This is a genomic window from Asticcacaulis sp. (genome assembly GCF_051954415.1).
GTDB lineage: Bacteria > Pseudomonadota > Alphaproteobacteria > Caulobacterales > Caulobacteraceae > Asticcacaulis.
This window is the reverse complement of record NZ_JBQCHT010000008.1, coordinates 25,308-47,882: the sequence shown is the minus strand read 5'-3', so window position 1 is coordinate 47,882 and position 22,575 is coordinate 25,308. Positions and strand designations below refer to the sequence as shown.

The following is a 22,575-nucleotide window of genomic DNA, read 5'->3' as shown; positions in this document are numbered from 1 at the left end:
GTGGGTTGTATCACAGTCTGTTGATACCGCTCACAGTTTAGCGCCGACCACCAGTTGCAGCAGGTCGCGCCAGAAAAGCCCCTTGGCCTGGGGCTGTTTCATCAGGAAATTGGGCGGATAGCTGGCCATGACGGGCAAGGGCGTCTCGGTGCCATAGCTCACCTGGCGGCCGCGCAGTTTGGCCAGGCTTTGGTCGAGATTGAGCACGCAGGATACGGCCGAGGCGCCCAGCAGCAAGATGGCCTTCGGCGCGGCCAGTCTGATCAGGGCGTGCATGAAGGGGGCATTGAGGGTGACGTCTTCCGTCGTCAGGGGGCGTCCGCCGGCCGGCCGCCAGAAGACACAAGGCGTAAGCATGGCCTTGTCGAAAACGCCCGCGGCTTTCAGCGCCTTGTCCATCATCTCGCCGGGCTTGCCGGCAAAGGCGCTGGAGGCCGCGTCTTCGTCCTCATCCGGGCATTCACCGATCACCAGCAGGTCCGGATCGGGATTGCCGCGAAAACGGACAATGCCCTTGCCGCCTTCATGGCTGAGCGGCATGTGCTGGAAGGCGGCGAGCTCGGCGTAAAGCTCATCGAGCGTCCGCGCCGCCGAGGCGCGCTGGCGGGCTTCATGCAATACCATGGCCGGGTCAAGGCTGGCCAGACTTTGCGGCTTGAGCGCGCTGACATTGCCGCCGGTGGGCGCGGATGTCACATGAATTTGCGCAGGTACCGCTGGGATGCGCTTAAATGCCTGTTTATTTTCGGAGAGAGTCCGATTAAGAGGCTCTGTTTCGTATGCGTCTTCCAGTTCGTGATCGATCAGAAAGCCGAGATAGCTTTCGATCTCTGAACGGAGGTCATCAGACGGAATCATAACGGGCAGGGGCCTTGGCAAAAACAATGCGTCCACTCTTATCGGGAGCCGGACCAAAGTTCAAAGCAAAACCGATGTCCCCGAAACCGAAGATGTAACCGAAGATGTTGTGAAGGCGCCAAGCGCCGTTTCAGGAGCGAGTGTTTGATGTCCGATACCCCAGAGACCGAACCGGTGATCGAACGCGAAGCCATGGAATATGACGTAGTCATCGTAGGCGGCGGTCCGGCGGGCTTGTCAGCGGCGATCCGGCTGAAGCAACAGGCCCAAAAGGCCGGTCAGGACATCAGCGTGGCCCTGCTGGAAAAGGGCTCCGAAATCGGCGCACATATCCTCTCGGGCGCGGTGATCGATCCGTCGGGGCTGTCGAAGCTTTTCCCCGACTGGAAAAATATGGGCGCGCCGCTGGAAACCCCGGTGACGGACGATAAATTCATCTATCTCGGTCCTCAGGGCGCCATGGATATCTCGGCCCTGCCCAAGCCCGGCTATATGAGCAATCACGGCTGCTATATCGCCTCGCTTGGCAATCTGTGCCGCTGGCTGGCGGAGCAGGCCGAGGGGCTGGGCGTCGAAATTTATCCGGGCATGGCCTGTTCGGAAGTACTTTATGATGCCGACGGCGCCGTGGCCGGTGTGGTGGCCGGTGTGTTCGGCATTGCCCGTGACGGCCATCACAAGCCGGATTATCAGCCGGGCCTTGAGCTGCGGGCGAAATATACCCTGTTTGCCGAAGGGGCGCGCGGCTCCCTGTCGCAGACCGTCATCCGAAGGTTCGAACTCGACGCCAAAAGCGATGTGCAGAAATACGGCATCGGCCTCAAGGAATTGTGGAAGGTCAAACCCGAAAAGTTCAAGCCGGGCTTGGTGCAGCATACCCTGGGCTGGCCGCTGAATGACAAGACCGGCGGCGGCTCCTTCCTCTATCACTTCGGCGATCACTATGTTTCGATCGGCTTTGTCGTCCATCTCAACTACGAAAACCCCTACCTCTCGCCCTTCGATGAGTTCCAGCGCTTCAAGCTGCATCCGTCGATCCGCGAGGTGCTGGAAGGTGGCGAGCGCGTGGCCTATGGCGCCCGCGCCATCAATGAGGGTGGTTATCAATCGGTGCCACGCCTGGTCTTTCCTGGCGGCGCGCTGATCGGTTGCTCAGCCGGATTCGTCAACCTGCCGCGCATTAAGGGCAGCCACAACGCCATGAAAACCGGCATTCTGGCGGCGGACGCCGTGGTCAAGGCGCTGGGGTCGGTCGAGGCGCCGAAGGTGCTCGAAGGCTATCAGAAAGCCTATGAGCATTCCGATGTGGCGAAGGAACTCAAGCTCGTCCGCAACGTCAAGCCGATCCTGACCAAATTCGGCACCAATCTTGGCACCCTGATCAGCGGTGTGGAAATGATGCTGACCAATCTGATGGGCGGCTTTTCCTTCCTCGGCACTTGGCACCACAAGAAGAGCGACGCGCATTCGCTAAAGCCGGCGGCGCAGTTCAAACCGATCGCTTATCCTAAGCCCGATGGCGTGGTGACCTTTGACAAGCTGTCTTCGGTGTTTATTTCCGCCACCAACCACGAAGAGGACCAGCCGGTCCACCTGAAGCTGAAAGACCCCCATATCCCGATTGACATCAATCTGGCCAAATATGCCGAACCGGCGCAACGCTATTGCCCGGCGGGGGTTTATGAGATCGTCGGCCTGGAAACGCGCGAACCGCGCCTGCAGATCAATGCGCAGAATTGCGTCCACTGCAAAACCTGCGACATCAAGGATCCGACCAATAATATCGTCTGGGTCTGTCCGGAAGGCGGCGGCGGTCCCAATTATCCGAACATGTAAACTTTTATGTTACGTATTTTAGCCCTATATTGAATGTATGTTTTTAAAAACGGGCATCAGGCAGAGGCAGATCGTAACGTGAAAAAGAGTGTGCTGCGGAAATCCGGTTTAGGGTTTGTGGTGATCGGATTGGCCATGGCCGGACAGGTTTATGCCAGTGAGAAGGTGGCGTCGCCACGGGTTATCTATGGCGATGCGCGCCAGGAACTGAGCGTCTATCCCAGCCCCTATGCCAATTACCTGATCGGCCGCTTCGCCATGGCCCAGGGCGATGTCTCGACCGCCGCCCAGGCGATGAGCGCCGCCACCCTGGCGGACCCTTCCGACGGCGACCTGCGCGAAAAAGCCTTCCTTATCAGTATTCTGAGCGGAGATATTGATCGGGCATCCACGGTGGCGCAGGGCATGACCGCGACCACCGACACGAGCCGGCTGATGGTGTCGCTGATTGGTGCGGTCAAGGCTGTCAAGGCCGGCAAGCCCGCGCCGGCCCTGAAAGATATCGATGCCCTGCTCAAGGTCAATCCGCATGACCGCAACGGTCTGCTGCTTCGCCCCTATATCCTGGCGATGAACGGCCAGTGGAAGGCGGCGCTGGACGAGTCCGGCGATGCGGCGCTGCAGGGCAATGACCGCGATCGTCTGTTGTCCTACCTGATCAAGGCGGACCGGGCGCGGATCAACGAACTGAAGGGCAATGCGGCCGATGCTGAGGCGATCTACAAATCGCTTTATCAGCCGGGCGCGGCCACCTTTATCTTCGGGCCTGACTATGCCGCTTTCCTTGAACGTCAGGGGCGCAGGGATGAGGCAAAAACCATCTGGCAGGCGATTGCGGACCAGACCAGTGACGCCGTGGCGGTGCAGGCCCTGAAACGGCTGGCGTCCGGTGACAGCCAGGCACCCGCCTTGCCGGGATTGGTCGAGAGCATGTCACAGGCCCTGTTCGTGTCCTCGACCGTTTCGTTCAGCGAGCATGACAGTGAATTCGCCCTGGCGAGCTTGCATCTGTCGCTCTATCTCGATAACACATCCGACCGCGAGCGCATCTTTCTGGGCCAGGTCCAGCAGGAACTAAAGGATAGCGAAGCAGCCGATGCCGCCTGGGCCAGTATCAAGCCGGCCTCGCCCTTTTATAATGAGGCCACCCTGCGGCGCATCTGGGCGATGCGTAATGACGAAAAACTGGATCAGGCGCTGGTGCTGGCTAACCAGGGGCTTGAGCACGATCCGGACAATCTCAGCCTGATCGTTGAAAAAGCCGGCATCCTGCACGCCATGGACAAGGACGCGGACGCATTGGCCTTGCTGGATGCGCGGATTGGCCGCGTGGGCGACAAAGACTTCGGCTGGCAGGCGCTTTACACCCAGGCTGTTGTCTATGAAGGGCTGGATCGCTGGAGCGATGCCGAGGCCGCCATCACCAGGGCGCGCGCCCTTAATGGCAATCAGCCTGAAATCCTCAACTTCCTGGGCTATGGCTGGGTCAATCGCGGCGAACAGGTCGATCAGGGCATGGACCTGATCCGGCAGGCGCTGAAGGTCAGCCCGAAATCCGGCGCGATCATCGATTCGCTGGGCTGGGGCTATTACAAGAAGGGCCAGTACGACCAGGCGCTCGACTTCATCGAGCAGGCGGTCCAGATGGAACCGGCTGATCCGGAAATTAACGAGCATCTGGGCGATGTGTACAAGGCGCTTGGCCGTGACACCGAGGCCGGTTACGAATGGCAGCGTGTCCTGACCCTGAAGACGACGGAAAAGCAGGCGCAAGCCGTGCGCCGCAAGCTCGACGCCAATGCCGCCAGCCTGAAAATGGCCAATGCTAAGCCTAAGGCGACCACGACGGCGCTGAATGACGAGCGTAAATCACGCCCGTGACGACGATGCTGGCGCCATCCATTCTGGCAAAAGCCAAGGTCAATCTTTACCTGCATGTCGCGGCCCCCGATTCGCGCGGCTATCATCCGCTGCAGAGTCTGGTGGTTTTCGCCGATATTGGCGATGACGTGTCGTTTTTACCTTTTCAATCAGCGGGTTCGTCAGAGGACACAACACCACATCTGAGCATTGACGGGCCGTTTGCCGAAGGGCTGCAAGCGGATAAAGACAACCTGATCCTGAAGGCCGTGCGTCACTTTGAGGCTGTCGCTGGTGTCAGGGTGGATGGTCACGCCGTCCGCCTGACCAAGAACCTGCCGTTGGCGTCCGGGATTGGAGGCGGCAGCGCCGATGCCGGCGCAACCCTGCGGGCGCTTAGGGCGCTCTATACCCCGGACATGGCCGATAGCGACCTGGCGGTGATTGCCGGTGCGATCGGCGCGGATGGCGTCATGTGCCTGTGGAGCCGGTCGGCATTCGCGGAAGGTTATGGCGAAAGGTTGACGCCGGTAACACTGCCCGCAGTACCAGCCGTCCTCGTCAATCCGGGCGTCGAATGTGCCACGGCCAGGGTTTATGGCGGGTATGATGCGGCGGGGCGTTTCAACGAGATTGAGGCGAAATCAGGCTTTTCAGGCGTAAGGGATGTCCGGCAATTGGTCTCGGCACTGAGCCATACGCGCAATGACCTGCAATCGCCAGCCATTCATTTACAGCCCATAATCGCCGAGGTGCTGACGGCACTGGAGGCGCAGGATGAAACCCTGTTTGCCCGCATGTCGGGTTCAGGCGCCACCTGTTTTGCGCTGTGCGAGACGGATGAGGCGGCAAATGCCTTAAGCGTGCGAATGCAGGCGATGATGCCGGCCGCGTGGGTGCGGGCCTGCCGCTTGGGATGAGGCCGGGCGTTTTGAGCGCATGGCCATCTCGACCCTGTTTTCAGGATCATTGAGCAGTTTGCGATAAGCAACTGAATCGACAGGATAAATGGCAATCTTTCCGGCGCTGTTATAGTGCGCGCCGAAGCCGTGCGTCTTGGTCAGGGGCGAGGCGCGCATACAGGGGTGCCCCTTGGAGAAAAAGGCCGCGCGGTGACTTTCGCGGTCCGCTTCGTCAATATCATTGCGCCGGCACCAGACTTCAAAATTGAAGCTGTCAAGGTCATATTCGTAAGGGTGTTCGGCCAGCAACTCATAATGCAGGCGCGCCACGCTGGGCTTGCCGGCCTGGAGTTTGGGGACGATGCCAATAATGGCGGTGCTGTCATCGGCCTGGACGATAAAGGTGTTGGTGATCTTTTTCATGCGTCACTCCCCCTGTTCGGTACGATGTAAGTCCACGTCGCATAAAAAGACCATATGAATATCAGGACGAGAATACGCCTTTTTGCCGCAGTCGCCAGCACAGGAACAGACAGGGCAGCCCGATGGCCGCAGTAGCGATAAAGAAGACTGAATAGGCGTTGAAAAGACCAAAGTGCGGCGTCATCAGATCGACGGCCCAGCCGGTGAAGCCCTTGAGGATCTTTCCGGTCAGGGCGGCCACAGAATACATCAGGGCATAGTGGGTGAGGGTATGCTCGCGGCCCTGTTCGCTGTTCAGCACTTGCTGGGTCATGAAAGCGACAAAGGCCGTTTCGGCAATGCCGTTGGCGAAGTTGTCGCCGATCAGGGTAATGGCGAAGACGATAGGATCGCCGTGCGCGACCGACATCCATGAGAAACAGACATTCGATACGGGGCCAAGCAGGGCGCCAAGCCAGAAGGTGCGCTGCACGCCTAGCAGCAGCAGGCAGGAGCCGCCGGCGGCGATTCCGGCAAAGGATGCCGCCAGACCGATGGTGGCGCGCATGGCCGCGATGGTATCGGAATCCAGTCCGGTATCGACATACATGGCGCCGGCGATATTGGTCAGGTAGTCCGGCAGGCGGTAAAGCGCCAGGGTTAGCAGGATCAGGCCGGCCGCGCCCTTATGCGCCCGGAAGAAGCTGACGAACGGCTCGACAATCAGTTGATACAGGGTTTTGGTCGGTGCGTGCGTCCGGGTTTCGATCACGCTGCGCGGCGACAGCAGGGTAACGGTCACGCCGATCAGCATGGCCAGGGCCAGTATCTGGTAAGACAATGGCCAGCCGACGCGCTTGGACAGCACCAGGATCAGGGCGTCGGTCGTCAGGATGGCGATACGGAAACCGTAGGCATAAAAGCTGGGATTGAGCGCCTGATCAGCGGCATTTTCGGTTTGCTCAACGCGCCAGGCGTCGATGGCGATCTCCTGCGAGGCCGCGGCAAAGGCGACAAAAAGAGCGGCGCAGATAAAGGCGGTCAGGTGGTGCGGGCCGTAAAGGGCCATCAGACTCAGGCCGGCAGCGACACCAAGCTGCGACAGCAGCATATAGCTGCGTCTCTGGCCGAGCCAGCGGTAGAGCAGGGGCAGGTGGAACTTGTCCATCCAAGGCGCCCACAAAACCTTGGCGCCATAGATGATGCTCACTGAGGTAATAAAACCGATCAAAGTCAGGGAAATACCGGCACTTCTTAACCAGAAACTCAAGGTGCCGCCAACGAGCAGGAAAGGCAGACCGGCGGAAAAACCCATGCCGAACAGCAGCCATGAGGTCGGCTGTTTCAGCGCCTTGAGTACGGCTTTCAGACGGTTTTTGGTATCACTGGCGATCATATGCGCAGTGAAGCCAGATTCTCGGTCACAGGCACAGGTTTTCTTTTAAATTACCGGGTCTTTTGGCTTGCCCGATAGCGGTCGCCCCTCTATGTTCGCGCCAAATTTCCGCTATTTGCAGATTGATTATGGCTGACGCCCCCAAAGAGCCCTTGTCCTTTCAGGATTTGATCCTCACCCTTCACGCATACTGGTCCGAACAGGGCTGCGCGATTCTCCAGCCTTATGATGTCGAGGTCGGCGCGGGGACGCTGCATCCAGCGACTGTGCTGCGCGCGCTCGGCAGGAAGCCGTGGAAGGCCGCCTATGTTCAGCCGTCGCGCCGCCCGGTCGATGGCCGCTATGGCGAGAACCCCAACCGCCTCCAGCATTATTACCAGTACCAAGTCATCCTGAAGCCGAATCCGGAAAACCTTCAGGCGCTCTATCTTGGTTCGCTGAAAGCCATTGGGCTTGATCCGCAACTGCACGATATTCGCTTTGTCGAGGACGACTGGGAAAACCCGACGGTCGGCGCCTGGGGGCTTGGCTGGGAAGTCTGGTGCGACGGCATGGAGGTGACGCAGTACACCTACTTCCAGGGCGTCGGCGGCATCGAGGTCGATGTCGTGTCGGGCGAACTGACCTACGGGCTGGAGCGTCTGGCCATGTATGTCCAGAACGTCGACAATGTCTACGACCTGAAGTTCAACAAGGCCGGCGTGAAGTACGGCGATGTGTTCAAGGAGCAGGAGCGCCAGTTCTCGGCCTTCAATTTTGAGGCGTCGGATGTGGCCACGCTCAAACGCCAGTTCGAAGACATGGAAATCCAGGTGAAGCGTATTCTGGAAACGAAAAATTCGCTCGGTTATCCGCTGGTCCTGCCGGCCTATGACCACGTGCTCAAAGCGTCGCATCTGTTCAACCTGATGGATGCGCGCGGCGCCATCGCCGTGGCCGAGCGCCAGAGCTATATCGGCCGTATCCGTGATCTCTGTAGGGCCTGCGCCACCGAGTGGGCGCGCCAGGAGGAGGCACGCTGATGGCTCAACTGTTGATCGAACTGTTTTCGGAAGAAATTCCGGCCCGTATGCAACTGGGCGCTGCGCGTGATTTCGAGCGCCTGTTTGGTGCCAAACTGGCGGCGGCTGGTCTGAGCTATCAAGCCTTGAAAGCCTATGTCGGTCCACGCCGTCTGGCGCTGGTGGTTTATGGCCTGCCGATAGAAACGGCTGCCGTGACCGAAGAGGTCAAGGGGCCGAAGGAAAGTGCACCGGCGCAGGCCATGGAAGGTTTCCTGCGCAAGGTCGGCCTGACGCAAGACAAGCTGGTTCTGGAAAACGGCGTCTGGATGGCGCGTATCGAGAAGCCGGGAGTCAGGACCGCCGATGTGCTGGGTGAGATGCTGCGTGAGGTCATTCTCAGCTTCCCGTGGCCGAAGTCGATGCGCTCCGGCACCTCGACCTTCCGCTGGGTGCGTCCGCTGAAGCGCATCCTCTTCCTGTTCGATGGCGCGGTTATTCCGTTCGAACTGGAAGGTTTGACCGCCGGTAACCTGACCGAAGGCCATCGCTTCCTTGGCTCAGGTCAAGCGTTGATGGTTGGCGATTTTGCCAGCTATCAGAAAGCCTTGGCTGATAATTCAGTCATTCTGGATCATGCGGAGCGCCAGAAGATCATTCTCGAACAGGCCAAGGCGGTCTGCGCCGAGGCCGGATGTGAACTGATCGAGGACCAGGGGCTGCTGGAAGAGGTGGCGGGGCTGAATGAATTCCCTGTGCCGCTGCTGGGCGATATGGACCCGCAGTTCCTGACCCTGCCGCCGGAAGTCATCAAGACCTCGATGCGGACGCACCAGAAGTATTTTGCCGTGCGCGACAAGACAGGCAAGATGGCGGCCAAGTTTGTCATCACCTCGAATATGAAGGCGATCGATGGCGGCGCGGAAATCAAGCGCGGCAATGCCAAGGTGCTGTCGGCGCGCCTGTCTGATGGTGTCTTCTTCTGGAAGGAAGACAATCGTGAGGGCAATTTTGATCAATGGTTGACCAAGCTGAATGGCGTGACCTTTCACGCCAAACTCGGCACCATGGCGCAGCGCGTGGCGCGTATTGTCGAACTGGCCAAGGCCATCGCGCCGTTCGTCCATGCCGATGCGGCTGTGGCCGGAGAGGCGGCGCGTCTCGCCAAGGCCGACCTGGCTTCCTACATGGTGGGCGAATTCCCGGAACTGCAAGGTGTGATGGGCGGCTATTATGCCGATGCCGCCGGGTTGATACCGGACATCGCCAATGCCATCCGCGAGCACTACAAGCCGCAAGGCCCTTCGGACACCGTGCCGGAAGCTGCCGTCTCGGCCACCCTGGCCCTGGCCGACAAGCTCGATACCCTGATCGGTTTCTTCGCCATCGATGAAAAGCCGACCGGCTCGAAGGATCCGTTTGCTCTGCGCCGTTCGGCACTGGGTATCCTGCGCATCCTGCGCCAGCATAATGTTCGCGTTGAACTGAACGAACTCGTCGGCTTCTGGTACAAGAGCCTGCTGATCTATGCCGGGCCTGATCGCGCTGTATATGTCGATACCGACAACTGGCGCGGGTCTGCCGGGCCGCGCGTGGCCGAAGGCGAGGGCGAGATTTTCGACAACTACCTGCGCGATTTCAAGCAGGGGCTACTGGAAAGCCCGGTCTGGGTGATCCCGACCGATCGAGATTACGACCTCGACATTATGTACGAGCATGTACCGAATGTCCCCGAAGTCGAAGGCGCCTTGCTGAACTTCCGCAGCTATGGACAGGTCAGTACCGAAATTGAAGACTTCATGGCCGATCGCCTGAAGGTCCAGCTCAAGGACGAAGGACATCGCTTCGACGTCATTGAGGCCGTCTTTAATCTGAAGGATAGCGATATCGTCCGCCAGACACACAAAATCGCCGCCCTGGAAGCGATCCTGAAAACACCGGAAGGCGAAAGCCTGCTGGCCGCCCATAAGCGCGCCGCCAATATCCTGGCCGCCGAAGCGAAGAAGGGCGACCTGCCGGAGGCCGAGCCGCGGGCCCTACCCGGTGCGCCGGCAGTGGAAGCCGCGCTGTTGACGAAAATCAACACGGCCAGACGTTCGGTTGGCACGGCGCTTGAACAGGAAAAATATATTGACGCTTTGCGGGAAATTGCTGCAATGCGAGAACAAGTCGACGCCTTCCTTGATGGCGTGCTGGTCAATGCGGAAGACGCGGGTGTTCGCGCCAACCGCCTGGCCATACTGAAAGCTGTGTGTGACCTGTCCGGTGAGATTGCCGATCTGAGCAAAATCGTCTGATTGAATATTTATAATAATAAGGAAATCAAAGAGTTTCCGTAAGCACTTCGCTTAAGCGCTTTCCGAAAAGTGTGACGCACTTTTCGGATTAAAAAGCGCGAAAACAAAAAATGCAGGTGCTTGTTCGCTCTCAGATATGGGCGAACAAGCACCTGGATATCAAGTTATGACTGAAAAGGGAAAGTTCATGTCAAAGCACTGGGTTTACGCCTTCAAAGCCGGAAAGGCTGATGGCAATGCCTCTATGAAGGCCCTGCTGGGTGGCAAGGGGGCCAATCTGGCCGAAATGTCGTCGCTCAACCTGCCGGTGCCGGCCGGTTTCACCATCACCACGGAAGCCTGCGTTCACTATTTCAGGAACGAACAGGCCCTGCCGGACGGTCTGGTGGACGAGGTCGAAAAGGCGCTGGCAGATCTGGAAGCCAGCACCGGCAAGGGCTTTGGCAGGGTTGAAAACCCGCTGCTGGTGTCCGTCCGTTCCGGCGCGCGCGCCTCGATGCCGGGCATGATGGACACGGTGCTCAATCTCGGCCTTAACGATGAAACGGTCGAAGGTCTGGCGACCCTGACCGGCGACCGCCGCTTCGCGCTGGATTGCTATCGCCGTTTCATTACCATGTACTCGAACGTGGTGCTGGGCGTCAGCCATCACAGCTTTGAAGACATTCTCGACGACCACAAGGATCGCCTGGGTGTCTCGGTCGATACCGATATCACCGACAAGGACTGGGCCAAGATCATCGCCGATTACAAGGCGATGGTGAAATCCGAACTGGGTGAGGATTTCCCGCAGGATCCGAAAGAACAGCTCTGGGGCGCGGTAAAGGCTGTCTTCAGTTCGTGGATGAACGATCGCGCCAAGTTCTATCGCAAGATGCACGACATCCCCGAAGACTGGGGCACGGCCGTCAATATTCAGTCGATGGTCTTCGGCAATATGGGCCAGACGTCGGCCACGGGCGTCGCGTTCACGCGCAATCCTTCGACCGGCGACGGTGATCTCTACGGCGAGTTCCTGCTCAATGCCCAGGGCGAAGACGTTGTCGCTGGCATCCGAACGCCGCAGGCCCTGACCAAAAAGGCGCGTGAGGAAATGGGCGAACGCGCGCTTTCGATGGAAGAATCGCTGCCAGAGGTGTTCAGCCAGTTCAAATCAACCGTTGATACGCTGGAAAATCATTACCGCGATGTGCAGGACGTGGAGTTCACGGTCGAGCAGGGCAAGCTTTACATGCTCCAGACCCGCAATGCCAAGCGCACGTCCAAGGCGGCGCTCAAGATTGCGGTGGATATGGCCAAAGAGGGCCTGATTACGCCGGAAGAAGCGCTGATGCGCATCGATGCCTCTGCGCTCGATCAACTGTTGCATCCGATGCTCGATCCCAAGGCCGAGAAGGTGGTCATCGCGCGCGGCCTGCCGGCCTCGCCGGGTGCCGCTTCGGGCAAGATCGTCTTCACCGCCGATGACGCCGTGCGTTTTGCTGCCGCTGGCGAGGACGTCATCCTGGTGCGTGACGAGACCTCGCCGGAAGATATTCACGGGATGCACGCCGCAAAGGCCATCGTCACCGCGCGGGGCGGCATGACCTCCCACGCGGCGGTCGTGGCGCGAGGTATGGGACGTCCGTGCGTTTCCGGCGCCGGGGAAATGAACATCTATGCCGAGCGCGGCGAGTTCGTGTCGCGTGGCCAGACCTTCAAACACGGCGAAATTATCACGCTTGATGGTTCATCGGGCGAGATCATGAAGGGCGCCATCCGCATGATCGAGCCGGAGTTCTCGGAGGACTTCCACCAGATCATGAAATGGGCCGACGAATACAAGACCCTGGCCATCCGCACCAATGCTGAAACGCCCGCCGATGCGCGGACGGCCATCGGTTTCGGTGCCGAGGGTATTGGCCTGTGCCGTACCGAGCATATGTTCTTCGATGATGAACGTATCTCGGCGGTGCGCGAAATGATCCTGGCCGATGATGAGGCCGGTCGTCGCAAGGCTTTGGAAAAGATCCAGCCGATGCAGAAGGCCGACTTCGCCGAACTGTTCTGGATCATGGACGGCCTGCCAGTGACGATCCGTCTGCTCGATCCGCCGCTGCATGAATTCCTGCCGCACACCGCGGATGACATGAAGGCCGTGGCCGAAGCCTCGGGCGTTGGCGAGGAAAAGCTCTACAAGCGCACCAAGGAACTTTCCGAGACCAATCCGATGCTGGGCTGGCGCGGCTGCCGTCTGGGCGTCACCTTCCCGGAAATCTACGAGAGCCAGCTTCGCGCCATCTTCGAGGCGGCGGTGGAAGTGGCGGCTGCCGGCGGCAATCCGAAGCCGGAGATCATGCACCCGCTGGTCGCCACGCGTGAGGAAATGGCCTACCTGACAACCATGACCCACAAGATCGCCAAGGAAATCTTCGCCGCCAAGGGCAGGGAGATCGCCTATATGGTCGGCACCATGATCGAACTGCCGCGCGCCGCCCTGCTGGCTGACAAGCTGGCGGAAACGGCGGAGTTCTTCTCCTTCGGCACCAATGACCTGACTCAGACGACCTTCGGCATCAGCCGTGATGACTCGGGTCGCTTCCTGAACCCCTATATCGAAAAGGGCATTTTCGAGAAGGACCCGTTCGTCTCGCTCGATCAGGATGGTGTTGGTGCGCTGATCAGGATTGCCGCCGAAAAAGGCCGCAAGCAACGCCCGGATATCAAGATGGGCATCTGTGGCGAGCATGGCGGCGATCCGGCCTCCATTGCCTTCTGTCATGGCGCGGGCCTCGCCTACGTCTCCTGTTCGCCCTATCGCGTTCCGGTAGCGCGTCTGGCGGCGGCACAGGCGGCGATTGCGGCTAAAGGCTGACTTGATCCTGCCTGGGTCGTTACATCGAAAGCACATCCGGGAGGGGGCAATTTATTTGTCCCCTCTCAGTTGTTTTGGGTGGTTGTTTGTTGCGGCCGCACGCGATAAAAAGGTTAACGCAATCTGAATTCGTGTGGGGGTAACCGATGACAGCCAGGGTCGTATGGATCGCAGGGTTTTCAAGCCTCGCCATTCTCAGCGCCGTGGGTCTGTATCGTGTGCTGCCGGCCATGGAAGCCGATCTGAAGCGCAGTGTTGATCAGGCCCTGGCGAAGCGCGGGTTTGATCAGGTCAAGGCGAATGTGTCCGGTCAGACCGTGACCCTGAAGGCGGCGAATGATACCCCGGAAGCCAGGACGCAACTGGCGCAGGCCCAGGCGACACTGGCTGACGTGACGATGAATGCACCGGTATTGCCAGGCGGAAAACTCGTCAACAGCCCCATCAGTAATATTGTCGTAAAGCTGCCGGATGAGGCGCGTCAGAAGTCGAATACGGTTGTCGCGGCAGGAGGCACGCCCGTTTCGTCTTCCGTCAGCGCTGTCTCCGAAGCGGCGGCTTCATCGGTTTCAACGCCGCCAGCGTTTCAGCCCGTTAAAGGGCAGCCTATTGATATCATCCACGGCGACGGCGCCACAGCGGTGGCCTATGCCGGTGATCGTCCCCGCGTGGCGGGGGATAATGCCATGGACGCCAGTACCCAGGCGGCGCGATCCTGTGACCAGGATATTGCCGCGGCGGTCTCCGGCCGTCAGGTGAGCTACAAACCCGGCACCTACGACCTCACCCCGGAAAGCGATGCCTTGATTGGCGATGTCTACAAGGTCGTGGCGGCCTGCCCTGTGCAGGTGCGCCTGACGGTTTCGGGATATACGGATAATCTCGGCGACGGCATGGTCAACCAGACTATTTCGCAGGCCCGCGCACAGGCCGCAGCCGATGCCTTGATTGCACGGGGCCTGGCGCCGGATCGCATTATCGTGCGCGGGTTCGGTGGCGCCCTGCCGGTGGCTGATAACCTCACGGCCGAAGGGCGGGCGAAGAACCGCCGGGTCGTTTTTACCGTCAACGCAGGATAGGGGGCAAATATGCTGCATCTGGTTATGGAATTGCGCTGGCTTCTGGCGGGGGCGGCTGGTCTCGGCCTGATCACCGGCTTTGTCGCCAAACGCGTCAGTAAAGCGAAAGTGAAGCGGTAAGGGTAAAATGACGATTCTGATCCTGAAATCGCTGGGCCTTATGCTGGGCGCGTTTTTGATTTCGGCCTGGCTGGGCTGGAACCTGTCACGCCGCGCCCAGAGCTATCACAGCGCCTTTGAAGGACGGCCGCGCGTCAGCTTCGATGAAGAGCCTGTAGCGACGCCTGAACCCGCCGCCGCGCCGCCACCTCAGCCGGTTACCTATCTCGATGCCGCCGCTGAAGCCTTTACCACGGGGGTGGTGGTGCCGTTTGATCCACCGAAGGCGACCGAGTGCGACAAGGCACCCTATGCGCCGCCGCAACCCGCCCCGCGCCTCGATACAGCCGCCAGCAATGTGCTGATCCGCCGTGAGGACAACAGCCTGCAAAGGCGCGTATCGAGCCTGGCCGCCATGACGCCCGAAAGCATTCAGGCGGCGGTGCAGCAGGCCGGCACCGGGCTGGAGCCCATTCGCGTGGGTGTGCCGCAAAGCCCGCCGGATGACCTGACCGTCATTTCCGGCATAGACTCCGCCCGGCAGCGTGAACTGAACAGCCTTGGCATCTTCTATTACTGGCAGGTCGCCGGCTGGTCGCCGGAAAATGTGGCGTGGATTTCCAACCGCATCCTGTCGCCTGAGCGGGTCGCTCGTGAAAACTGGATGTCGCAGGCGGCGCGTCTGGCCAGACTTCATTAGGCACTTTTCAGGCTCTGGGCAGGCTCAGGCCCAGCGAGGGAGCGAATCTGAACTGTTCCTGGTCATAGGTGTATAGTTCAGCAGGCCGTCCGCCGGTATCCTCGCGCATAATCCCCAGCGGCTTGACGAATCCGGTCCGTTCCAGACCGCGGCGGAAATTCTGCTTGTGCAGTCGCAGGCCGCACAGCGCTTCGATCGATTTCTGCAACTCCAGCAGGGTAAAGCGTTCGGGCATCAATTCGAAAATAACCGGGCGGTATTTCAGCTTGCCGCGCAGGCGTGACAGGCCGGTCGCCAGGATACGGCGGTGATCCGAAGCCATGGGTTCGCCCGCGGAAACGGTGCCTTGGGCCCCATCCGCCCGGCGGGCCTCGGCGGCCAGCCCGGCATTGTACAGCAGTTCGTAACGGTCGAGGACGCGTTCCTCGTTCCAGTTATCGAAGTCCTCGGGGAAAAGCGTGGCCACCCGCCGCAGGCGCAGCGCACGTTCACTGGCGGTTTCGGCGCTTTCACACCATTTCGAAAGGGCTGGACGCAGGGCTTCCAGGTTGGGGTTCACCTCGTTGTTTCGCCAGTCTTCCCAGGGAAAGAAGCGATGAAACGGCACCCAGGCGGCGTCGAAGCGCGCCTGATTGCCGGCCTGGGGGGTGAGCGCCAGATAGCCGACCGATACGACGCGGTCGACCTCCGGGTCATTGGCGGGGGCGGTGGCGGCGATGCCCTGCCGGCCATCGTCGCCGAAGCTGTAAAGCTGCTCGACATAGCCGATGGCGAAGCCGGTCTGTTCACGCACGAAGGCCCGCAGCGCCAGATCGAAGGTGCGGTGACTGTCCGGCAGGAAGGGGCCGGAGGGCAGGGCATAGGCTTCCGGACTGGTCTTCGGCAGGTTCAGGCACAGGACCAGGGCCTCATTGTCCCGGACCGTCACCACTACTGCCGAAAGTTCGATCGCCAATGACATGCGCTCAGCCCTTCAGCTTCATGAGCGCATCGAAGCGGGTGACGAAGGCTTCACGCGCCTGCTTGTCGGGCAGAGGCGTGATGGTCAGGCTGTATCCGGCCGGCGGGTCGCCGAAATACTGGCGTGCCTCGCTGTCAGTAAAACCGGCGAGTTGCGTTGCTTCAAAATAGGCGCAGGCATGATCGGCCCGTTTGATGAGTGTCTTGACCGGCGCGGGCATAACCGCCGGCAGACCGAAGCGGATAAATATCGATTGTTCGAGATGGGTCTCGAAGCGGCGGTAATCGAAACCGAGTGCCGCCTTGAAGGGCGAAATCATGTCGCCAATCACATATTCCGGCGCATCATGCAGCAGGGCCATCAGCCGGTGCTCGGGTCTGAGCGCAGGATTGATATGGACGCAGATATCATCAACCACGAGGCAGTGCTGGGCCACGCTGAAGCCGAATTCGCCGAGGGTCTGGCCGTTCCAGCGCGCCACGCGCGACAGGCCGAGCGCAATATCGTCGATCTCGATATCGATGGCCGCCGGATCAAGCAGATCAAGCCGGCGGCCCGAAAGCATACGCTGCCAGGCGCGCGGCGGCAGGGCGGCGGAGGTGCGGCTTCTGGAGGCAGGAGATTTCGCTTTGGCTGTCGGCATCGGGTTTCGCAAAATGGCTATAATCGGCGCTTGCCGAATTTGTCGCATCGGGTTTTTATCCCGAAAGGTATATAAGTATAGCACAGGCGGAGGTTTGGGCCGCCAAATGCAAATCTATACACAAAAAATGGAGGCGCTGATGTCGGATGCAATTGCCCAAAAGCAGGCCCAGGGACAGGCATGGTCACGGATCAGCGTGCCGGTCAGCGGCACGGCTGGCGAAGCTTTGGCGCTCGAACTGGCCGCGCAACTGGCTGCCGCCTTCCAGGCGCAGTTGAATGTCCTCTTTACGCCGCCCGATCCCGCGGAACTGGCGCCCTGGCTGGGGGAAGGCTTCATGGGCACGGTCCAGATGGCGACCATGGAAAGCCTGAAAACAGCCGCCGAGGAATCCGAACTGGCGGCGCGGGCGCAATTCGCCGCTGTCGATTGTCCGGGCAAGAGCTTCACCGCCCTGAATTCGCCGGTGTGGCAGGATCTGGCGATGGAAACGCGGCTGTCGGACCTGATGGTCTTTTCCGATGTCAGCGCCAGGGGACAGGGGATGCTTTCCGAAGCCTTCCAGCAGGTGCTGATGGAAGAACGAACGGGCGTTTTCATTGCCCGCAAGCCGTTCAACATCAATGGTACGGCCGTCGTGGCCTGGGACGGTAAGGAGCCTTCGTCACGCGCCGCCCGTCGCGCGCTGCCACTGCTCAAGAAAGCGTCACGGATCGTGATTATCGGGGCGCCCGTGGGGGATCAGCCGCCCGAACTGGAGCGCCTGGCGGCCTATTATGCGGCCCACGGTCTCACGGCCGAGGTCGATATTTTGCCGAAGGGCGATGTTATCCAGGCGCTGACGGCGGCAGCCGAGCGGTACAAGGCCGATTATATGGTCGCTGGCGCCTATGGTCGGTCACGGCTGCGCGAATTTGCTTTCGGCGGCACGACACGGGCGCTTTTGCAGCACACGCAGCTCAATCTTTATATGGCGCATTAAGCCGGATCAGAGCGCGTAGATGACCGTATCGTAGATGATCGGCGAGTAATGCCTCAAGGTCAGGCGGTAGTCGTCGCGAAGGTCTGAGAGCATGTCGAGCAGCGTCTGGAAGTCATCCGCCCGGTGATAGGCGCTGATCGCCAGTTTTGGCTTGTGATCTGCAATCAGTCTGTGCGCGCCTTGCAGGGCCTGAACTTCAGCCCCCTCGACATCGAGTTTGATCACGCTGACCGGGCCGAGGTCAAGATTATCCATGGCGTCGAGCGGAACCATCGTGGTTGACGTTTTGCTGATCCGGCTGCCGTCGTCCGGGCGATGCTCGATCCCCATCTGCGTTTTTTCATTCCAAAGCCCGACACGATGCAGCGTTACATTGGGCGTGCCTTGCGTTTTGAAAGTGAAGGCGTCGGCATTGGCCGGGTCGATCTCGAAGGCATGGATATGGTCGTACCGGCCGCCTGTACGCGCGCTGAACGACCGCACGGTATCGCCATCATAGGCGCCGCCGTCGACGAGGATTTCGTACTCGCCCAGCGGCATGGCATCCGGTTCGAAATAGATGGCTTTTTCGGGTCGGGCGACGGCGGCAATATAGCGGCTGTCCCAGGTCAGGCGGTACATCATGATAGCGTCCAGCGTTCGCCGGCTTAAGGTATCGGTGAAGACAGCCTTTGCTTTTTCATGCAGGGCCATAACCAGATCCGCATTCGAAAAGGATGGCATGAAACCGAGGCGATGGCCGGCGGCCTCGGGCGGTAACTGGCTCAGTACATCGAAATAGCTGAGCAGCGGTTGCGGTCGCTGGCCCCAGATGCCTTTGAAATAGGCAATGGCGTTTTCAGACCCGCAGCACAACACGCCGATTGCTTCGGGCGTTTTGGCCAGCAGGTCGGGCAGGGCGGTATCGCCGACATAAGGAATGCCATGCAGGTTCTGCCCGGCGCGGGCATTGTCGATCAGGGCCACGACCTTGCCGTGGGCGATGGCGTAATTGACGAAGGGCTGGGCCAGGACGGCCCCGGCCCCCAGCAGGATCAGCGGATGCTTCAGGACATCGCGCGCCGCCTTGCGCTCGGCGTAAGCCTTCAGCCATGCCTGCACCTCGCTGTCGTTGAAGTCAACCTCTCCGAGGGGCACGGGCAGAAGGGGGGCAGCCTGTATCATCTTAGTGCTCCTGTAAGCGGAATGTGTCTGTCAGCGCATCGCGCGCGCGATCGAGTGCCGATTTCCAGTTCATCAGCGATGTCGGGGCAAACAGGCGCACGCCCGGATACCAGGGATAGTGATCCTGTCCCAGTTGCAGCCAGCTTCTGGCCGGGCTCAGGAACCAGGTCGGCACACCGCAGGCGGCGGCAATATTGCTGGTGGCGTTGGATGGCGACAGGATGACATCCATAGCCGAGCATAGCGCGGCGAGGTCGTCCAGATCATCTTTCAGGTCGATGCCTTCGGGCGTGTGGATGCTGAGGCCATTGGCCGCCGCCCAAGTCATCTCGGCGGCGCTGTCACCATATTGCAGATTGATGAAGGTGACGCCATCCAGCCTGAGCAGGTCTGTCCAGTCTTCAAAGGCCGGGAAATAGCGATCGCGCTGGGCGCCGGATTTCAGGCTTTTCCACAGGATGCCGACTTTGGGTTTGTCGCTGATGGCGGCCATCTGTTCCCGCCAGTAGGCGACCCGCGCCGGATCGGGCTTTAGAAAGGCGTTTTCCGCCGGGAAATCGCTGACCTGCCGGCGATAGAGCGGCAGGAAATCACCCATGACGGCCCAGCCGTCGGTCGCACCATTTTCCAGGCCTGGGAAACTACGTTGCAAAATACCATCGATCGTTTGGGTGCGGTGTGCGATCACGTGCGTCGCCGGAAAGCTGCGTTGGAAAAGGCTTTGCAGGCGGGGCTCGACAGCCAGCCACAACGCGCCTTCCGGACCGATATCGCGGATCAGATCGGGCAGGATGGAAGCAAACAGCACTTCATCGCCAAGGCCCTGCTCGCCGCTGACCAGAAGCTTGCCGTTTGCAAGGGGTTGGCCTTCGCGCCAGCGCCGGGACCACAGCGAATAGTGGACCTGGCGGGCGGTCCCGTAGCGCTCGCGGCCCTCATAGGCGCGCCAGCCGGGTTCCAGTTGCCCCGATGCCAGCAGGGCTTGGGCATAGGCGATCTGGGCTGAGGACAGGTTATCCGGATCATCGAAGGCGTCAACGCAGGCGGCCAGGTCTTCGAGGCCGGCGCTCTCGTTTCCCTGGTCGATCAGGGTACAGCCGCGATTGAAACGGGCGTGCAGGTTATCGGGCTCAAGGCGCAGGGCCTCGTTGAAGAAGGTCAGGGCATTATCGGTATCGCCCTGCGCCGCCATGACCGTGCCGAGACCTTCCCACAGCGACGCTTCTTCCGGCCGCTGGTTCAGGACGGTTTTCAGCACATCGACGGCTTCGTCATATTTCGATTGTTCGCGTAAAGAAGCGGCATAGCCGGTGATGATCGCCATCTCATGGATGCCGTGGGTGATGAGATGGGCGTAGAATTTCTCCGCCATCGGCCACATGTTCAGCCGGAAGGCGAGCACCGCCAGCCGTCCGGCGATTTCGAGCGAGTCCGGCGCCAGTTTCAGCGCCTCCTCGTAGGTATCGAGCGCCTTGACCAGGTCGAGATTAGTCTCAGCTTCGGCCGCCCTGGCGACCAGGGTTTCAACCGACATCGACGAAGGTCTCGATCAGTGCGGCCTTGATACGGCCCATTACCGGCGCCCAGTCGAGCAGGGAGTCCGAGAAGAACACGCGCGTTGAGGGATACCAGGGGAAATAATCCGTGCCGAGGCAGATCCAGGCATCTTTCGGCGTGATCAGCCAGACCGGGGCACCGGCCGCGCCGGCGATATTGCTGGTGGCATTGGCCGGGCACAGGATGCAGTCCATGGCAACGCACAGGGCTGACAGGTCATCCAGGTCGTTCTTCAGGTTGATGCCGGGGGGCGTCCAGATATCCAGCCCCATTTCCTTCGCCAGGGCCAGTTCCTCGGAGGTATCGCCATATTGCAGGTTGACGAACTGAATGCCTTCGATGCGCAGGATGTCTTCCCACTGCGCAAAGGGGGAATAGTAGCGATCGCGGCGTGAGTGCCTGATCAGCGATTTCCACAACAGGCCGACCTTCGGCTTGTCGTTGACGGCGGCAAGGGTCGTTTTCCAGTAGGCAATGCGCTCCGGGTCGGGCCTGAGCCAGCTATGTGGCTTGCCGTTCTCGAAGCGCGGAAAGTCCTCGATCTTTTTGCGATAGCGGCCGAGGAAGTCACCCATGATGCCCCAGTAATCATAGCTTTCCCAGTCGGTGACATCTGGGAACAGCCGGACCGGCAGGTTCTTGTGCTTGGTCGTATGGTGTTTGACGACGGTGGCCTGCGGAAAGGCTTTCTGGAAGATCGGCACCAGCCGCGGCTCAACGCCGATGGCGAGGTGCCCGTCCGGGCCGAGTTCGCGTTGCAGGTCGGGCAGGACATTGGAGAACATGATCTCGTCGCCCAGGCCCTGCTCAGCGGACACGAAGACGCGCTTGCCTGCCAGTGGCTGATCCGGCGTCCAGCGGGGCCGGTTGATCAGGTAGTGCACCTTCTCCGACGTATTGTCCTTGTCGCGCGCTTCATACCATTTCCAGCCTTCCTCGTAATTGCCGAGGTGCAAATGGCAGAAGGCGATGCTGAGCTTGCAGGTGTGGATATTGAGCGGATCTGTGAACAGGGGCAGGGCGGCCATCAGGTCTTCCAGCCCTTCCTCGACACGGCCGACCGATGCCTTGGCATTGCCGAGATTGTAGCGGGCATGGACGTGTTTCGGATCATGCCGCAGGCCCTCTTCATAGAAGATGACGGCATTGTGCAGGTCGCCCTGGGCGTTGACCACCGTGCCCAGGGCATTCCACAACTGCACATTGGTCGGATTGGCGCCGATGGCATCACGCAGCAGGTCTACGGCGTCATCCAGGCGATTCAGTTCGCGCAGGGCGCTGGCCAGGTTGTTGATCGCCTCGACGTGTCCGGGGCTCTTGTTCAGGAAGAAGCGGAAGAACTTCTCCGCCAGTTCATTCAGCCCCATCTTGTAGGCCAGGCGGCCAAGGTCGTTGGCGATGGCCGGGTTTTCCGGTTGCAGCCTCAGCGCCGTTTCGTAACAGGTGATGGCGCTGGCGAAGTCGTTGCACTTGTCGCGCGAGACGGCGAGGATATGCCAGGCTTCGCCGCTTTTCTCATCGATATGCAGGGCCTTCAGGGCGCACTCGCCGCCGCCCTGCCAGTCGTCTTTGCGAAAGAGGTCGAGCGCCTCCCTGAGCAGTTTCAGCGTGTCGGTGCGCTTGATGTGCTCGGTGGCGCTAAGCAGGATTTTCAGGGCCTCGGAAGAGCCAGAATCGCCCAGAATCTGGGCGGCCGGATTGAACACCTCCACCGGTTTGAAGATCGGGGCCTCAGCGCCGACAGGCATGGCGGGCGGTGTAAAGGGCGCCGGTGTTTCCTGCGCAGCACCGAACAGCAAAAGGCCCGATTGGGTCTTGGCGTTTGATTTCTTTTGCTGTTTTACGCTGAGCGACATGACTAGCTCCGAGGGCACTGACGTGCCATTGTGTAGACAGAGATTCGCTTAAAACTCCCTAAAGAAATAGGGGCGCGCCATCTTGAGGGAGATCAAATTCCCGGCATATTAACTTTAGTTGAAACCTG

General features: G+C 60.1%; 17 protein-coding genes. 9 read left to right on the top strand and 8 right to left on the bottom strand.

What is annotated here, in order from left to right; all coding sequences use genetic code 11:
- Nucleotides 1-30: 30 nt before the first annotated feature.
- Nucleotides 31-696: a uracil-DNA glycosylase gene (locus ACTHND_RS02585; protein ID WP_440175728.1), complete on the bottom strand. Its 666-nt coding sequence runs from the start codon at nt 694-696 to the stop codon at nt 31-33.
- A gap of 309 nt (nt 697-1,005) precedes the next feature.
- Between ACTHND_RS02585 and ACTHND_RS02580 the strand changes: the two genes are divergently transcribed.
- The 3 genes from ACTHND_RS02580 (at nt 1,006) to ACTHND_RS02570 (ending at nt 5,474) form a co-directional block, all read left to right on the top strand.
- A complete protein-coding gene (locus ACTHND_RS02580) occupies nt 1,006-2,694 on the top strand; it encodes an electron transfer flavoprotein-ubiquinone oxidoreductase (protein WP_440175727.1) in 1,689 nt (562 codons plus the stop codon).
- A 135-nt stretch (nt 2,695-2,829) separates the two neighbouring features.
- The gene (locus ACTHND_RS02575) at nt 2,830-4,575 is read left to right on the top strand and encodes a tetratricopeptide repeat protein (RefSeq protein ID WP_440175726.1); all 1,746 of its coding nucleotides are present in this window, start codon (nt 2,830-2,832) and stop codon (nt 4,573-4,575) included.
- Between the two features lie 5 nt (nt 4,576-4,580).
- Nucleotides 4,581-5,474 (top strand): 4-(cytidine 5'-diphospho)-2-C-methyl-D-erythritol kinase, encoded by an 894-nt coding sequence (locus tag ACTHND_RS02570; protein ID WP_440175780.1) that lies wholly within the window; start codon nt 4,581-4,583, stop codon nt 5,472-5,474.
- On the opposite strand, the gene ACTHND_RS02565 is transcribed toward ACTHND_RS02570, so the two are convergent.
- Both ACTHND_RS02565 and ACTHND_RS02560 read right to left on the bottom strand, forming a co-directional pair.
- Entirely contained in the window at nt 5,412-5,879 is a 468-nt protein-coding gene (locus ACTHND_RS02565) for a DUF6157 family protein (protein WP_440175725.1), read from the bottom strand. The genes ACTHND_RS02570 and ACTHND_RS02565 overlap by 63 nt on opposite strands.
- Nucleotides 5,880-5,940: 61 nt before the next feature.
- Nucleotides 5,941-7,254 carry an AmpG family muropeptide MFS transporter gene (locus ACTHND_RS02560; protein WP_440175724.1) on the bottom strand — a complete coding sequence of 438 codons (1,314 nt, stop codon included), beginning with the start codon at nt 7,252-7,254 and terminating at the stop codon, nt 5,941-5,943.
- 128 nt (nt 7,255-7,382) lie between these two features.
- On the opposite strand from ACTHND_RS02560, the gene ACTHND_RS02555 reads away from it, so the two are divergent.
- The 5 genes from ACTHND_RS02555 to ACTHND_RS02535 all read left to right on the top strand — a co-directional run bounded on the left by ACTHND_RS02555 (nt 7,383) and on the right by ACTHND_RS02535 (nt 15,284).
- Complete coding sequence (locus tag ACTHND_RS02555) at nt 7,383-8,276, top strand: glycine--tRNA ligase subunit alpha (protein ID WP_440175723.1); 894 nt, start codon at nt 7,383-7,385, stop codon at nt 8,274-8,276.
- Nucleotides 8,276-10,552 (top strand): glycine--tRNA ligase subunit beta, encoded by a 2,277-nt coding sequence (gene glyS, locus ACTHND_RS02550; protein WP_440175722.1) that lies wholly within the window; start codon nt 8,276-8,278, stop codon nt 10,550-10,552. Before ACTHND_RS02555 ends, glyS begins: the two co-directional genes overlap by 1 nt.
- Before the next feature lie 187 nt (nt 10,553-10,739).
- Nucleotides 10,740-13,406, top strand: coding sequence for a pyruvate, phosphate dikinase (gene ppdK / locus ACTHND_RS02545; RefSeq protein ID WP_440175721.1), 2,667 nt, complete (start codon nt 10,740-10,742; stop codon nt 13,404-13,406).
- 146 nt (nt 13,407-13,552) lie between these two features.
- On the top strand, nt 13,553-14,485 hold the full coding sequence (locus ACTHND_RS02540; protein ID WP_440175720.1) for an OmpA family protein: 933 nt from the start codon (nt 13,553-13,555) through the stop codon (nt 14,483-14,485).
- A 127-nt stretch (nt 14,486-14,612) separates the two neighbouring features.
- Complete coding sequence (locus tag ACTHND_RS02535; protein ID WP_440175719.1) at nt 14,613-15,284, top strand: hypothetical protein; 672 nt, start codon at nt 14,613-14,615, stop codon at nt 15,282-15,284.
- Nucleotides 15,285-15,291: 7 nt separating this feature from the next.
- Here ACTHND_RS02535 and ACTHND_RS02530 read toward each other — a convergent pair whose 3' ends face one another.
- A complete protein-coding gene (locus ACTHND_RS02530) occupies nt 15,292-16,245 on the bottom strand; it encodes an NUDIX hydrolase (protein WP_440175717.1) in 954 nt (317 codons plus the stop codon).
- A 4-nt stretch (nt 16,246-16,249) separates the two neighbouring features.
- Nucleotides 16,250-16,888 (bottom strand): HD family hydrolase, encoded by a 639-nt coding sequence (locus tag ACTHND_RS02525; RefSeq protein ID WP_440175716.1) that lies wholly within the window; start codon nt 16,886-16,888, stop codon nt 16,250-16,252.
- Nucleotides 16,889-17,027: 139 nt separating this feature from the next.
- Here ACTHND_RS02525 and ACTHND_RS02520 point away from each other — a divergent pair, with 139 nt between their 5' ends.
- Nucleotides 17,028-17,870 (top strand): universal stress protein, encoded by an 843-nt coding sequence (locus ACTHND_RS02520; protein ID WP_440175715.1) that lies wholly within the window; start codon nt 17,028-17,030, stop codon nt 17,868-17,870.
- 6 nt (nt 17,871-17,876) lie between these two features.
- Here the strand turns inward: ACTHND_RS02520 and ACTHND_RS02515 are convergent, their stop codons facing one another.
- From ACTHND_RS02515 to ACTHND_RS02505, 3 genes are read right to left on the bottom strand one after another with little or no spacing between them, the layout of a single operon-like run.
- The gene (locus tag ACTHND_RS02515; protein ID WP_440175714.1) at nt 17,877-19,034 is read right to left on the bottom strand and encodes an FkbM family methyltransferase; all 1,158 of its coding nucleotides are present in this window, start codon (nt 19,032-19,034) and stop codon (nt 17,877-17,879) included.
- Nucleotide 19,035: 1 nt separating this feature from the next.
- Complete coding sequence (locus tag ACTHND_RS02510; RefSeq protein WP_440175713.1) at nt 19,036-20,568, bottom strand: tetratricopeptide repeat protein; 1,533 nt, start codon at nt 20,566-20,568, stop codon at nt 19,036-19,038.
- A complete protein-coding gene (locus tag ACTHND_RS02505; protein WP_440175712.1) occupies nt 20,558-22,447 on the bottom strand; it encodes a tetratricopeptide repeat protein in 1,890 nt (629 codons plus the stop codon). The genes ACTHND_RS02510 and ACTHND_RS02505 overlap by 11 nt, the downstream gene beginning before the upstream one ends.
- Nucleotides 22,448-22,575 lie beyond the last annotated feature (128 nt).

Excerpts from the sequence above, each read along its gene's own strand:
- ACTHND_RS02580 (WP_440175727.1), top strand. The coding sequence starts at position 1,006 with ATGTCCGATACCCCAGAGACCGAACCGGTGATCGAACGCGAAGCCATG.
- ACTHND_RS02575 (WP_440175726.1), top strand. The coding sequence starts at position 2,830 with ATGGCCGGACAGGTTTATGCCAGTGAGAAGGTGGCGTCGCCACGGGTT.
- ACTHND_RS02570 (WP_440175780.1), top strand. The coding sequence starts at position 4,581 with ATGCTGGCGCCATCCATTCTGGCAAAAGCCAAGGTCAATCTTTACCTG.
- ACTHND_RS02565 (WP_440175725.1), bottom strand. The coding sequence starts at position 5,879 with ATGAAAAAGATCACCAACACCTTTATCGTCCAGGCCGATGACAGCACC.
- ACTHND_RS02560 (WP_440175724.1), bottom strand. The coding sequence starts at position 7,254 with ATGATCGCCAGTGATACCAAAAACCGTCTGAAAGCCGTACTCAAGGCG.
- ACTHND_RS02555 (WP_440175723.1), top strand. The coding sequence starts at position 7,383 with ATGGCTGACGCCCCCAAAGAGCCCTTGTCCTTTCAGGATTTGATCCTC.
- glyS (WP_440175722.1), top strand. The coding sequence starts at position 8,276 with ATGGCTCAACTGTTGATCGAACTGTTTTCGGAAGAAATTCCGGCCCGT.
- ppdK (WP_440175721.1), top strand. The coding sequence starts at position 10,740 with ATGTCAAAGCACTGGGTTTACGCCTTCAAAGCCGGAAAGGCTGATGGC.
- ACTHND_RS02540 (WP_440175720.1), top strand. The coding sequence starts at position 13,553 with ATGACAGCCAGGGTCGTATGGATCGCAGGGTTTTCAAGCCTCGCCATT.
- ACTHND_RS02535 (WP_440175719.1), top strand. The coding sequence starts at position 14,613 with ATGACGATTCTGATCCTGAAATCGCTGGGCCTTATGCTGGGCGCGTTT.
- ACTHND_RS02530 (WP_440175717.1), bottom strand. The coding sequence starts at position 16,245 with ATGTCATTGGCGATCGAACTTTCGGCAGTAGTGGTGACGGTCCGGGAC.
- ACTHND_RS02525 (WP_440175716.1), bottom strand. The coding sequence starts at position 16,888 with ATGCCGACAGCCAAAGCGAAATCTCCTGCCTCCAGAAGCCGCACCTCC.
- ACTHND_RS02520 (WP_440175715.1), top strand. The coding sequence starts at position 17,028 with ATGTCGGATGCAATTGCCCAAAAGCAGGCCCAGGGACAGGCATGGTCA.
- ACTHND_RS02515 (WP_440175714.1), bottom strand. The coding sequence starts at position 19,034 with ATGATACAGGCTGCCCCCCTTCTGCCCGTGCCCCTCGGAGAGGTTGAC.
- ACTHND_RS02510 (WP_440175713.1), bottom strand. The coding sequence starts at position 20,568 with ATGTCGGTTGAAACCCTGGTCGCCAGGGCGGCCGAAGCTGAGACTAAT.
- ACTHND_RS02505 (WP_440175712.1), bottom strand. The coding sequence starts at position 22,447 with ATGTCGCTCAGCGTAAAACAGCAAAAGAAATCAAACGCCAAGACCCAA.